Raw genomic sequence first — 12,249 nt, forward strand, 5'->3', positions numbered from 1 at the left:
AGGTGAGATGGCCTGCCTAAACGCAGGGACCCAGGGCGAACGGAGTTATCAATGGCGGATCATGTCACTACCCATCAGGCGGAGGAGGACGCCCGGAACGAGTCGATCCAAATCTACGTCGACGGGCGCATCGTGCCGAAGGACGATGCCAAGGTTTCCGTCTATGACAGCGGATTCATGCTGGGGGATGGCGTGTGGGAGGGGTTGCGGCTCTATCAAGGGCATTGGGCCTTCCTCGACGCGCATATCGACCGATTGTTCGAGGCAGCACTCGCCATCGATCTGGACATCGGTCTGGACCGTGACGGCGTGAAGGAGGCGCTTTTCGCCACCCAGCGCGCCAACGATATGCATACCGATGCGCATGCCCGTCTGATGGTGACGCGCGGGGTGAAGGTGCGGCCTTTCCAGCATCCGTCGCTGTCGCGGTCAGGCCCGACCTTCGTGATCATCATGGAACATTCGCGTCCCTCGCTGCCCCGCCCCATCCGGCTGGCGACCGTGCCGCACCAGCGCGGCCTGCCCATGACGCAAGACCCCAAGCTGAACAGCCATTCAAAGCTGAACTGCATCCTTGCGTGCATCGCCGCCGAAAAGGCGGGAGCGGACGAGGCGCTGATGCTGGATGTCCATGGTTTCGTGAATACGACCAATGCCTGCAACTTCTTCATCGTGCGCAAGGGCGAGGTTTGGACCAGCACCGGCGACTATTGCATGAACGGCATCACCCGGCAGAAGGTGATCGACCTCTGCCGCGCCAATGACATCCCCGTATACGAACGCAACTATTCGCTGGTGGACACCTACGGCGCCGACGAAGCCTTCCTGACAGGGACTTTCGGCGCGCAGACCCCGGTGGCGGAGATCGACGGCAGGCAGATCGGCAGCGGCAGGATGGGCCCGGTCACCGAACGGCTGCGCGGGCTCTACAAGGAACTCGTCTCAGCAGAGGCCGCACGCGCCGGAGCGGAGGGGTAGATGCGGATCGCGATGTGGTCGGGGCCCCGTAACCTCAGCACGGCGATGATGTACGCGTTCGGCAACCGGCCCGATTTCGACATCAGGGATGAACCGTTCTATGCCCCCTATCTGGCCGCCACGGGGCTGGACCACCCGATGCGTGAGGCGATTCTGTCAAGGCATGAAACGGACCCCGACGCTGTTGCCCGATCCTGTCGGGAAGGGGGCGCGCCGCATCTTTATATGAAGCATATGCCGCATCACATGCTGCCGGGCTTTCCGCTCGACTGGGCCGAGGAATGCGTCAACGTCCATCTCATCCGCCACCCCGCCCGGGTGATCGCCAGCTATACCGCAAAGCGGGAGGCACCGACGCTGGAGGATATCGGCTTTCGCCAGCAGGTCGAGTTGGTCGAGCGGCTGGGCGGACTGATCCTCGACAGTTTCGACATTCGCGCAGATCCGGAGGCCGCGATGAAGGCCCTGTGCCGCGAAATTGGCCTGCCGTTCGATGAGCGGATGCTGTCTTGGCCCGCGGGGCCGCGAAAGCAGGATGGCGTTTGGGCCAGCCACTGGTACGGGGCGGTGCATGCCAGCACCGGCTTTGCCGGAGCGGAAGGCGCGTTGCCAGCGCTTGATCAGGAAGCGGCGGCGCTTTGTGCGCAGGCGATGCCGTTCTACGAGACACTTCGCGACCGCCGGCTGCATTTTTGAAACTATCGGGCAGGGCGCGCCGTGGCTTCGGTCGGACAATCATAGGAGTCTGACATGAAAATCATTACTACCAGCGCGCTTGCCCTGACATTGACAGCGGGCGTCGCATTTGCAGATGCACATTCGATGAAGAACATGATCGAGGCGAGCGATCAAAACGTCTCTAACGGCGTTGTAAGTGCCGATATGGTATCCGCAGGCCAGAACGGCTGGCTCGTCGTTCACCGTACCGATGCCGAGATGAAGCCCGGCCCCGTCGTCGGTTTCGCCCCGCTGCGGATGGGGGACAACACCGACGTCGCCGCGATCCTGCAAGAGGACGTCGCATCGGGTGACATGCTGATGCTGATGGTTCACGGCGAAGAGGGCGGCATGAAGACCGGCGTCTTCGAATATTCGCTGGGCGCCAAGGAAGACGGCCCCGTGAAGCCCGATGGCGAATTGGTCATGCAGGTTGTCACGGTCGAATAAGGCGTGACCTGACATTTGGAGGCCCGCCTTTCGAGGCGGGCCTTTTTCGTTACTTGCCGGAACGCTTGAGACGACGGTCGCGCGCGGCGAGCAGCTTCAGCCGCAGTGCGTTCAGCTGGATGAAACCGGCCGCGTCCTTCTGGTCATAGGCGCCTGCGTCATCCTCGAACGTCACATGCGCCTCGGAATAGAGACTGTTTTCGGACCAGCGGCCCACGGTGCGCACATGTCCCTTGTAGAGCTTCAGGCGGACAGTACCCGTCACATGGGTCTGGCTCGCGTCGATGGCGGCCTGAAGCATCGTGCGTTCCGGGCTGAACCAGAAACCGTTGTAGATCAGTTCCGCGTAGCGCGGCATCAGCTCGTCCTTGAGATGCATCGCCCCGCGGTCGAGCGTGATGGATTCGATGCCCCGGTGCGCTTCCAGCAGCAGGGTGCCGCCGGGCGTTTCGTAGATGCCGCGTGATTTCATGCCGACGAAGCGGCCTTCGACCAGATCGAGCCGGCCACAGCCGTGTTTGCCCCCCAGCTCGTTCAGCCGGGTGAGGATCGCGGCGGGGGACATCGCCTTGCCGTCGATGCTGACGGCATCGCCCTTTTCAAAGCCGATCTCGACGTATTCGGGTGTATCCGGGGCCTCTTCGGGGGCCACGGTGCGCTGATAGACATAATCGGGTGCGTCCTGCGCGGGATCTTCGAGCACCTTGCCCTCGGACGAGGTGTGCAGAAGGTTCGCATCGACGGAGAAGGGCGCTTCGCCGCGTTTGTCCTTGGCCACGGGGATCTGGTTGGCTTCGGCGAATTCCAGCAGTTTCGTGCGGCTGGAAAGATCCCATTCACGCCAGGGCGCGATGACCTTGATTTCGGGGTTCAGCGCATAGGCCGCCAGTTCGAACCGCACCTGATCGTTGCCCTTGCCCGTCGCGCCATGGGCCACGGCATCGGCGCCGGTTTCCTCTGCGATCTCGACCAGACGCTTGGAAATGAGCGGGCGCGCGATGGAGGTGCCCAGCAGGTACAGCCCTTCGTAGACGGCGTTGGCCCGGAACATCGGAAAGACGAAATCGCGCACGAATTCTTCGCGCAGGTCTTCGATGTAGATGTCCTTGACGCCCATCATCTCGGCTTTCTTGCGCGCGGGCTCCAGCTCCTCCCCCTGACCGAGGTCGGCGGTGAAGGTGACGACTTCGCAGCCGTATTCCGTTTGCAGCCATTTCAGGATGATGGAGGTATCGAGACCGCCGGAGTAGGCGAGAACCACTTTCTTGGGCGCGGACATGCAGATTTCCTTTCCGTTTCGCTTCGCGAGGTAACGGGTTTTGCACAGACGGGCAAGATTGAAGCCTGCGTTGACCCGGCGGGCCACCGGGCCTATCGAAAGCGTCGGTTACAGGAGCATCGGTCATGACGGATTTCTGCGAAAAGGCCCGGGCGGCGACGGAGGCGATGCGGGCGGTTTTCCCCGCGACCCCCTGCATGCGCAACGAACATCTGTCGGAACGCTTCGGGGCGGACATCTGGCTGAAGCGCGAAGACCTGAGCCCGGTGCGCTCCTACAAGTTGCGCGGGGCGTTCAATGCCATGCGCAAGGTCATCCCCGGGCAATCGCTGTTCGTCTGCGCGAGCGCGGGCAACCACGCGCAGGGCGTGGCCTTCATGTGCAGCCACTTCGGGGTGCGGGGCGTGATCTTCATGCCGGTCACGACGCCGCAGCAAAAGATCCAGAAGACGCGGATTTTCGGCGGCGACAACGTGGAGATACGCCTCGTCGGTGACTATTTCGACAAGACGCTGGCGGCGGCGCAGGAATTCTGTGCGGCGGAGAATGCGCATTTCCTGTCCCCCTTCGATGATGAGGACGTGATCGAAGGGCAGGCTTCCGTCGCCGTGGAGATCAGCGAGCAGCTTGGCCGGGTGCCGGATCGCATCGTGCTGCCCGTGGGTGGCGGGGGGCTGTCTTCGGGCGTGGTGAGCCATTTCGGGACGGAATGCGCCTATACCTTTGTCGAACCGCAGGGGGCGCCAAGTCTGGCGCGCGCGCTCGAAAAAGGCGCACCTGTCGATGTTTCGCCCATCAACAGCTTCGTCGACGGGGCCGCCGTGGCACGGATCGGCGCGCGTAACTTCGACTGTCTGCGCGGGATGGCCCGGTCCGACGTGGTGGCGCTGCCCGAAGACCGGATCTGCGTCACAATCATTGAGATGCTCAATGTCGAAGGGATCGTGCTGGAACCCGCCGGTGCACTGGCGATCTCGGCTCTCGACAGTGTTGCGGACGAGATCAGGGGCAAGACGGTCGTCTGCGTCGTGTCGGGCGGAAATTTCGATTTCGAGCGCCTGCCCGAGGTGAAGGAACGGGCGCAGCGCTATACGGGCATCAAGAAGTATTTCATCCTGCGCATGCCCCAGCGCCCCGGCGCGCTGAAGGAGTTTCTGAATATCCTCGGGCCGGAGGATGACATCTGCCGGTTCGAATACCTCAAGAAAAGCGCGCGGAACTTCGGTTCGGTCCTCATCGGCATCGAAACCTCGCTGCCCGAAAATTTCGGCCCCTTTCTGGAGCAGCTCAACGAGGCCGGGTTCACCTATACCGACATCACCAATGACGAGACATTGGCGCAGTTCGTCATCTGACCCGGGTGAGAGCCGCAAAAGCGGCGAGCGATTGTTCGACCCTGCGGCCCAGTTCAGCAGCACTTTCCCCCCGCTGACAGGCGGCGGCCAGCGATGATAGCCCGAGGGTGCGCGCGCTGCCGCAAAGCCCGTGCAGATGCATGTCGCGGTGGTCGGGGTCACGCTCCGTCGAAAGAGTGGCCAGCGTTTCGCGCGCCTCGGCTGCAAAGAGGTTTGCTATCTTCTTCAGCTCCGCGTGGCCCAGATCACTGCGTAGTCTCTCGATTTGCCTGCGGTCCAGCATTGGCACCTCCATCCATCCTCGCGTTGCAGGATGGCGCTTCGGGCTTCACGCGGGATTAACGCACGGGGACTAGACCGGACGGTACGCAAGGACAGAGGGTCATGGCAGACAGGACGGCTCAGCTTCCCTTCGATACCTATCCGCCGCCCGGCCCGGGGGCCCAGCGCGTGCTGGTGGTCGATGACAGCCTGCTGCAGCGCCGTATTCTCGTCCGTGCGCTGCATGACTGGGGCTACGAGGTTGAGGAAGCCGCCTCTGCAGAGGAGGCAATGGCGCGCTGCACGAGCCGCCCGCCCGACCTTGTGCTGAGCGATTGGGTCATGCCGGGGATGTCCGGGGTCGAATTCTGCAAGGCGCTTCGGGCGCTCATGGTGTCGCGCTACGTCTATTTCATCCTGCTCACCGGCAAGACGGACAAGCGCGTGGTCGCCCGTGGGCTGGAATGGGGGGCGGACGATTTCCTGATCAAGCCGGTCAACAGCGAGGAACTGCGCGCGCGGCTGAAAGCGGGCGAACGTATTCTCGATATGCGCCGGGAACTGACGGAAAAGAACCGCATCATCGGGGAGACTCTGCATGAGCTTCAGCGCGTCTACGATTCGCTGGAACACGATCTGCAACAGGCGCGCAAGCTGCAGCAATCCCTGCTGCGCGAGCGGCATCGCGTCTTTGACGGGGCGGCGCTGTCGCAACTGCTTCGGCCCAGCGGCCATGTGGGGGGCGATCTGGTGGGGCATTTTCCCGCGGGTCCGGGGCAGATCGGGCTTTATGCGATCGATGTTTCGGGTCACGGCATCAGTTCGGCGCTGATGACAGCGCGACTGGCGGGGTATCTTTCCGCTTCGGCACCGGACCAGAACGTCGCCCTGAGGAAGGGCGGGGCGGGCTATGTCGCGCGGCCCCCGGCTGAGGTTGTTCATGTGCTCAACGATCTTGTGCTGAACGAAATGGGCACGGATCACTATTTCGCCTTCCTGCTCGCCTTCGTCGATCTGGCCACGGGGCGCGTGTGCGTCTCTCAGGCGGGGCAGCCGCACCCGGTGATCCAGCGCGCCGATGGCCGGATCGAGCAGAGCGGAACGGGCGGGTTTCCCGTGGGGCTGCTTCAGAATGCGTCGTTCGATCAGTTCGACCTGTCCCTTTCGCCGGGGGACAGCCTGTGGCTCTTGTCAGACGGATTTACCGAATGTCCGGACCCGGATGGCAATTTGCTGGGGGAACAGGGCCTCGCGCGGATGATGATGGCAGAGCAGGCCACGCGCGGGGAGGCGCGGTTGAACGGGCTGGTCCGGCAGCTCGAAACCTTTGCCGTCACGGATGAATTTCCGGACGATATCTCGGGGATATTGCTGGAATATCAGGGGCGGCGCGCGGCGTAGCGCAGCAGGAACCGGCGATCCCCTTCGTTGCCGAGCGAGCGGGCGGCCTCTTGCCACGGCAGGATGAGCGCGGTGTGGTCAGGCTCCGTCGGGTCGGACAGGCGGCGCGTGGGCCGGGCGAGGAAGATGTGGCAGAGCTTTTCGGCCCAGATGTCATATTCGGGCATGTAGACGAACCGCCGGAACGCGCCCACCCGCCGGGGCGCGGTGATGCCCCAACCGGTTTCCTCGCGGACTTCGCGGTGCAGCGCCTGCCACGGCGATTCGCCCGGATCGATCCCGCCCCCCGGTAGCTGAAGGTCGGGCATATCGGTGTTCTGCAAAGTCAGCAGAACCCTGTCATTCAACGGCAGAATGGCGTAGGCGCCCGCTCTCAGTTGATAGCGCTGACCCCTGTGCGGGGGGTGGCCGGCCCTTCGGATCATATGGTAGCCCCTTTTCGCTCGGGCTGATGCCCTTATATAGACGCGGTATGCCTGTCCCTCCCCACCAAGGAAAGCCGATGACCCAAGGAACCCAGATCGCCTGGGACGATTCAGTCCTGCCCTTTCAGCTCGACGCCAGCGATATGCGGGGTCGCGTCGCGCGTCTTGATGGCGTGCTCGAAGGCATTCTGAAACAACACGACTACCCCGAAAAGGTCGAGGCGCTCGTGGCCGAGATGGCCCTGCTGACCGCGCTGATCGGGCAGACGATCAAGCTGCGCTGGAAGCTGTCCCTGCAGGTGCAGTCGAAGGGGCCGGTCCGCATGATCGCCACGGATTATTACGGCCCCGAGGCGGAGGGCGAGCCCGCGCGGATCCGCGCCTATGCGAGCTATGATCCCGACCGGCTTACCGATGGCTCCCCGTTCGAGCAGGTGGGAGAGGGCTATTTCGCGATCATGATCGATCAGGGCAAGGGCATGACCCCGTATCAGGGCATCACGCCGCTGACGGGCGAATCCCTGTCGGCCTGTGCGGAGGCCTATTTTGCCCAGTCCGAACAATTGCCCACGCGCTTTTCGCTCAGCTTCGGCAAATCCTCCGGTCCCGATGTCGCCGAACGCTGGCGCGGCGGGGGTATCATGTTGCAGCATATGCCCAAGGCATCGCCATTCGCCGCGAAGGGCGAGGGGACCGGCGAAGTGATGGTGGCGCAGGACCTCGTGCATGGGGACGAGGCGGAGCAGTGGAACCGGGTGAACATCCTGCTCGATACGGTCGAGGATCTCGAACTGATCGGGCCGAGCGTGCCGCCCACCGACCTGTTGCTGCGCCTCTTCCACGAAGAAGGCCCCCGCGTCTTCGACCCGCAGGCGGTGCGCTTCGGCTGCTCCTGCTCCGAAGACAAGGTGCGGCAGAGCCTGTCGATCTATTCCTCGCGCGATATCGAGAAGATGACGACCGAGGAAGGCCGCGTCACGGCTGATTGCCAGTTCTGCGGTGCGCATTACGACCTCGACCCGGAGACCGTCGGCTTTGAGGCGGAAGCGGGCAAGGGTGCCTGACCGGCACGGCCATTTCCGGCGTGCTCTGGCCCGAACCGGGGTGGCCTCCTCCGACTTCGATCTCAACCCGGAGGCGGAGGTGCCGCTTCCGCGCAAGCTGCGCCCGGCGGGCGTGCTGGCGGCCATCGTCGAACAGGACGGTGAGCAGATGTTGCTTCTGACGAAGCGGTCCTCGGCGCTGAAGCACCACCCGGGCCAGATCGCCTTTCCGGGCGGCAAGCTCGATCCCGGGGATGCGGATGTGACCGCCGCCGCGCTGCGAGAGGCGCAGGAGGAGATTGGCCTGCCCCCCGAACTGGTGGAGGTGTTGGGAACGCTGCCCCCGCATGAGACGGTCACAAGTTTCGAGGTGACTCCGGTGGTGGGGATCGTGAAGGCTCCTTTCCGGATCGTGCCCGAGGCCGGAGAGGTCGCGGAGGTCTTTACGGTGCCGCTGTCTCATGTCCTTAACCCTGAGAATTACATGGTTCATTCGCGGCGTTGGCGCGGAAAACGCAGGTATTATTACGTCGTGCCCTACGGGCCCTATTACATCTGGGGCGCTACCGCGCGTATGTTGCGGACATGGGCAGACCGAATGACATCCACCTGACGCCGCAGGCCGCCGACTGGCTGGCGGACCCCCGTGTCAGCGCCGTTTGCGAGGCGGTCGCCTCGGACGGGGCCGGCATCTATTTCGTGGGTGGCTGCGTGCGCAACGCGCTGATGGGGCGCCCGGTGAGTGACGTGGACCTTTCCACGCCGTCCCGCCCTGAAGACGTGACCCGGAAATGCGAGGCAGCGGGCCTGCGCGTCGTACCGACCGGGGTTGGGCACGGTACCGTCACGGTCGTATCCGGCGGGCAGGGGTTCGAGGTGACGACCTTCCGCAAGGACGTGGCCACCGATGGGCGCCGCGCCACCGTCGCCTTCACAGATGATATCGCGGACGATGCGCGGCGGCGGGATTTCACGATGAACGCGCTCTATGCCACGCCGGAGGGCAGGGTGATCGACCCGTTGGGCGGCCTGCCAGATCTTCTGGCGGGGCGGGTGCGATTCATCGAAGACGCCGCCCAGCGGATCAAGGAAGACTACCTTCGTATCCTGCGCTTTTTCCGGTTTTCGGCATGGTACGGCGACCCCGCGGCGGGGTTCGAGGCCGAAACCCTCGCCGCGATTGCCGCGCACCTCGACGGGCTGGCGCATCTGTCGAAGGAGCGTATCGGGGCAGAGATGAAAAAGCTGCTGGAGGCACCCGACCCCGCCCCCGCGGTGGCGGCGATGGAACGCTTGGGCGTTCTGCAGGCGATCCTGCCGGGCAGTGATGCACGGTTCCTGCCAATCCTGCTGCATATGGAAGGGGAGGCAGGCATCACCGCCGCGCCCATGACCCGCCTCGCCGCGCTGGGCGGTGAGCAGGTCGCCAACAATTTGCGGCTGTCCAAGGCCGAAGCGAACACCCTCGCGGATGTGGCAGAGGCGGCGCAGAACGGGCAGGCACCTGCCGAAGTCGCCTACCGCAAAGGGGCCGATGTGGCCTTGCAAGCCATGCTTTTGCGCGCGGTTCTGACCGAACAGCCCCCCCGCCCGGAAGAGAAGGACCAGATCGCCCGCGGCGCCTCTGCGTCCTTTCCGCTGTCCGCGCGGGACCTGATGCCCGAATATACCGGCAAGGCGCTGGGGGAGCGGCTGCAAACGCTGGAACAGGCATGGATCGAGTCAGGTTTCGCGCTGGGCCGGGAGGATCTGATGCGCCTTGGGGGACGGCGGAAGTAATGGACATTCGAACGGTCAATGGGCATCACGGGAAGGGGCAGGCATAGCCTCAGGTCCGATCCGAGCCATCGTGACCCCGACTGCCCCGTTCCATGGTTCAGAAAGCGCCCGGCATGTTCCGCTATTTCGAAAATCTGATCGATCCCTATACCGCCTATGCCGAGCGGGACACGCCAGCCACGCGGCTCTGGCCGTTCCTGAAGGAATACGCCCAGCCTTTCCGGTCGGTCTTTCTGGTTACGGCCTTCATGTCGATCGTGGTTGCGGCCGTCGAAGTCGGGCTGATCTACTACATGGGCCGCATCGTCGATCTGCTGGACGCCGATCCGGCGCAGGTCTGGGCCGATCATGGGACGGAACTGATCCTTGTGGCGCTCTTTATCATTCTGATCCGGCCCATTCTGCAGGCGCTGGATGTGGCGCTAATCAACAATGCGATCCTGCCCAATTTCGGCACCCTGATCCGCTGGCGGGCGCACCGGCAGGTTCTGCGCCAGTCCGTCGGCTGGTTCGAGAACGATTTCGCCGGGCGTATCGCAAACCGGATCATGCAGACGCCGCCGGCGGCGGGCGAAGTCGTCTTTCAGGTGTTCGACGCCATTTCCTTTTCGCTGGCCTATATGGTGGGGGCGGCGATCCTGCTGTCGGCGGCTGACCTGCGGCTGCTGATGCCGCTGCTGATATGGTTCGTGCTTTATGGGCTGCTGGTGAACTGGACGGTGCGCCGTGTGGGGCCCGCATCAAAGGCGGCATCGGACGCGCGGTCGCAGGTGACGGGCCGCGTGGTCGATGCCTATGCGAACATCCATTCGGTGAAGATGTTCGCCCATCACGATCTGGAAACGGAATTCGCGCGTGAGGCCATCGAGCGGGCACGGCGTACCTTTCAGGTCGAAATGCGCATTTTCACCGCCATGGACATCACGCTCGTCACGTTGAACGGGCTGCTCATCGTCGGGGTCGTCGGCTGGGCGCTGGCGCTTTGGATGAACGGGCAGGCCAGCGTGGGCGTCGTGGCCGCCGCAACGGCGCTGACACTGAGGCTCAATTCCATGACCGCGTGGATCATGTGGGCGCTGTCCTCCTTCTTTCGGCAGTTGGGTGTCGTTGCCGAAGGGATGGAGACCATCGCCCAGCCCATCCGGCTGACGGACGCCGCCTCTGCCCCCGATCTGAAGCTGACGGAAGGCAGAATCGAACTGAAGCGCCTGACCCATCATTACGGTCGCCCCTCCGGGGGGCTGCAGTCGGTCGACCTGGTGGTGCGACCGGGGGAAAAGATCGGTCTGGTCGGGCGGTCCGGCGCGGGGAAATCGACACTGCTGAAGCTGCTGTTGCGGTTCTACGATGCGGAATCGGGAGAGATCAGGATCGATGGGCAGAACATCGCGCGGGTCACACAGGACAGCCTGAGGCGCAACATCGGGATGGTCCAGCAGGACAGTTCGCTCCTGCATCGGTCGGTGCGTGACAATATCCTTTATGGACGCCCCGATGCGACCGAGGCGGAAATGCGCGATGCGGCACGGCAGGCCCATGCCGATGCCTTCATCCACGATCTGGTCGATCCCGAGGGGCGTCGCGGCTATGACGCCCATGTGGGCGAGCGGGGGGTGAAGCTGTCCGGGGGGCAGCGGCAGCGGATCACGCTGGCGCGTGTCATCCTGAAGGACGCGCCGATTCTTTTGTTGGACGAGGCGACGAGCGCGCTCGACAGTGAGGTCGAGGCGGCAATTCAGGAAACGCTCTATGGCATGATGGAAGGCAAGACCGTCATCGCTATTGCACACCGGCTGTCGACCATCGCCCACATGGACCGGATCGTCGTGCTGGACGAGGGCCGGATCGTCGAAGACGGCACCCATGAAGCGCTTTTGGAAAATCGCGGGCTATATGCAGAGTTCTGGAACCGCCAATCCGGCGGTTTCCTGAAACCGGAAGGCGATACGTGAGCTTGGATGACTGGATAGACCCGTTTCAGACTTCGGACGGGCCGCCGCCCCAGACGCTTGGCGCGTTCATGCGCTGGTGTCTGGCGGGGGCCTGGCCGGTGCTGTGGCTGGCGGCATTCCTTTCCGCCGCGGCGGGAGCGATGGAGGCGGGAACCGCATGGATACTGGGTGCGGTGATCGACGCCACGGTGTCCGCGGGACCGGAACAGTTCTTTGACGGGAGCAACCTTGCGCTGATCATCGGGGCGGTGGCGTTCTTCCTGCTGGCGCGGCCGCTGCTGTTTGCGATGTCCGCCGCCTCCAACGCGATACTGGTGCAGCCGAACGTCAATCCGCTGGTCCTGTCGCGGCTGCACCGCTGGACGCTGGGCCAGAACGTCACCTTCTTTGACGATGACTTCGCCGGGCGGATTGCCCAGAAGCAGATGCAGGCGGCGCGCGCGGTCACCGATGTCACCTCCGAGGTGATCAACGTGGTCGCTTTTGCGCTGGCGTCACTGGCCGGGTCCGTCGCGCTGCTGGTCGCCATAGACTGGCGGGTGGCGATCGGTTTCACATTCTGGCTGTGTCTCTATTTCGCGCTGATCTACTGGTTTCTGCCCCGGATCC

Annotated in this window: 13 protein-coding genes; 10 read left to right on the forward strand and 3 right to left on the reverse strand. The window is 63.8% G+C overall.

The features are described 5' to 3' along the window. Positions 1-51: 51 nt before the first annotated feature. Genes A3728_RS09055 through A3728_RS09065 form a run of 3 tightly spaced genes read left to right on the forward strand, consistent with a single transcriptional unit; the run spans position 52 to position 2,145 of the window. Entirely contained in the window at positions 52-978 is a 927-nt protein-coding gene (locus A3728_RS09055; RefSeq protein WP_067922431.1) for a D-amino acid aminotransferase, read from the forward strand. Then, the gene (locus A3728_RS09060) at positions 979-1,674 is read left to right on the forward strand and encodes a branched-chain amino acid aminotransferase (protein ID WP_067922434.1); all 696 of its coding nucleotides are present in this window, start codon (positions 979-981) and stop codon (positions 1,672-1,674) included. Between the two features lie 54 nt (positions 1,675-1,728). Beyond that, the gene (locus tag A3728_RS09065; RefSeq protein WP_067922436.1) at positions 1,729-2,145 is read left to right on the forward strand and encodes a DUF7282 domain-containing protein; all 417 of its coding nucleotides are present in this window, start codon (positions 1,729-1,731) and stop codon (positions 2,143-2,145) included. Positions 2,146-2,194: 49 nt separating this feature from the next. Here A3728_RS09065 and A3728_RS09070 read toward each other — a convergent pair whose 3' ends face one another. Beyond that, positions 2,195-3,424, reverse strand: a complete 1,230-nt coding sequence (locus A3728_RS09070; RefSeq protein ID WP_067922437.1) for an argininosuccinate synthase — start codon at positions 3,422-3,424, stop codon at positions 2,195-2,197. A 125-nt stretch (positions 3,425-3,549) separates the two neighbouring features. Between A3728_RS09070 and ilvA the strand changes: the two genes are divergently transcribed. Beyond that, on the forward strand, positions 3,550-4,779 hold the full coding sequence (ilvA, locus tag A3728_RS09075) for a threonine ammonia-lyase IlvA (RefSeq protein ID WP_067922438.1): 1,230 nt from the start codon (positions 3,550-3,552) through the stop codon (positions 4,777-4,779). Here the strand turns inward: ilvA and A3728_RS09080 are convergent. Continuing rightward, the gene (locus A3728_RS09080) at positions 4,772-5,062 is read right to left on the reverse strand and encodes an Hpt domain-containing protein (protein WP_161487183.1); all 291 of its coding nucleotides are present in this window, start codon (positions 5,060-5,062) and stop codon (positions 4,772-4,774) included. The two genes, ilvA and A3728_RS09080, sit on opposite strands and share 8 nt — an antisense overlap. 101 nt (positions 5,063-5,163) lie before the next feature. Between A3728_RS09080 and A3728_RS09085 the strand changes: the two genes are divergently transcribed. After that, positions 5,164-6,441: a PP2C family protein-serine/threonine phosphatase gene (locus tag A3728_RS09085; protein ID WP_067922444.1), complete on the forward strand. Its 1,278-nt coding sequence runs from the start codon at positions 5,164-5,166 to the stop codon at positions 6,439-6,441. Here A3728_RS09085 and A3728_RS09090 read toward each other — a convergent pair. Continuing rightward, positions 6,420-6,866 carry an NUDIX domain-containing protein gene (locus A3728_RS09090; RefSeq protein WP_067922448.1) on the reverse strand — a complete coding sequence of 149 codons (447 nt, stop codon included), beginning with the start codon at positions 6,864-6,866 and terminating at the stop codon, positions 6,420-6,422. The two genes, A3728_RS09085 and A3728_RS09090, sit on opposite strands and share 22 nt — an antisense overlap. Positions 6,867-6,943: 77 nt before the next feature. Here A3728_RS09090 and hslO point away from each other — a divergent pair, with 77 nt between their 5' ends. The 5 genes from hslO to A3728_RS09115 all read left to right on the forward strand — a co-directional run. Next, complete coding sequence (gene hslO, locus A3728_RS09095; RefSeq protein ID WP_067922451.1) at positions 6,944-7,930, forward strand: Hsp33 family molecular chaperone HslO; 987 nt, start codon at positions 6,944-6,946, stop codon at positions 7,928-7,930. Then, a complete protein-coding gene (locus A3728_RS09100; RefSeq protein WP_067922463.1) occupies positions 7,923-8,522 on the forward strand; it encodes a CoA pyrophosphatase in 600 nt (199 codons plus the stop codon). The genes hslO and A3728_RS09100 overlap by 8 nt, the downstream gene beginning before the upstream one ends. After that, positions 8,495-9,688 (forward strand): CCA tRNA nucleotidyltransferase, encoded by a 1,194-nt coding sequence (locus A3728_RS09105; protein ID WP_067922454.1) that lies wholly within the window; start codon positions 8,495-8,497, stop codon positions 9,686-9,688. The genes A3728_RS09100 and A3728_RS09105 overlap by 28 nt, the downstream gene beginning before the upstream one ends. Positions 9,689-9,801: 113 nt before the next feature. After that, positions 9,802-11,640 carry an ABC transporter ATP-binding protein gene (locus tag A3728_RS09110; protein ID WP_067922457.1) on the forward strand — a complete coding sequence of 613 codons (1,839 nt, stop codon included), beginning with the start codon at positions 9,802-9,804 and terminating at the stop codon, positions 11,638-11,640. Beyond that, on the forward strand, positions 11,637-12,249 hold a 613-nt coding region (locus tag A3728_RS09115), incomplete at its 3' end, for an ABC transporter transmembrane domain-containing protein (protein WP_150120706.1). The genes A3728_RS09110 and A3728_RS09115, both read left to right, overlap by 4 nt.

Origin of the sequence: Sulfitobacter sp. HI0040, from assembly GCF_001634885.1 — a bacterium.
Classification (GTDB): domain Bacteria; phylum Pseudomonadota; class Alphaproteobacteria; order Rhodobacterales; family Rhodobacteraceae; genus Sulfitobacter.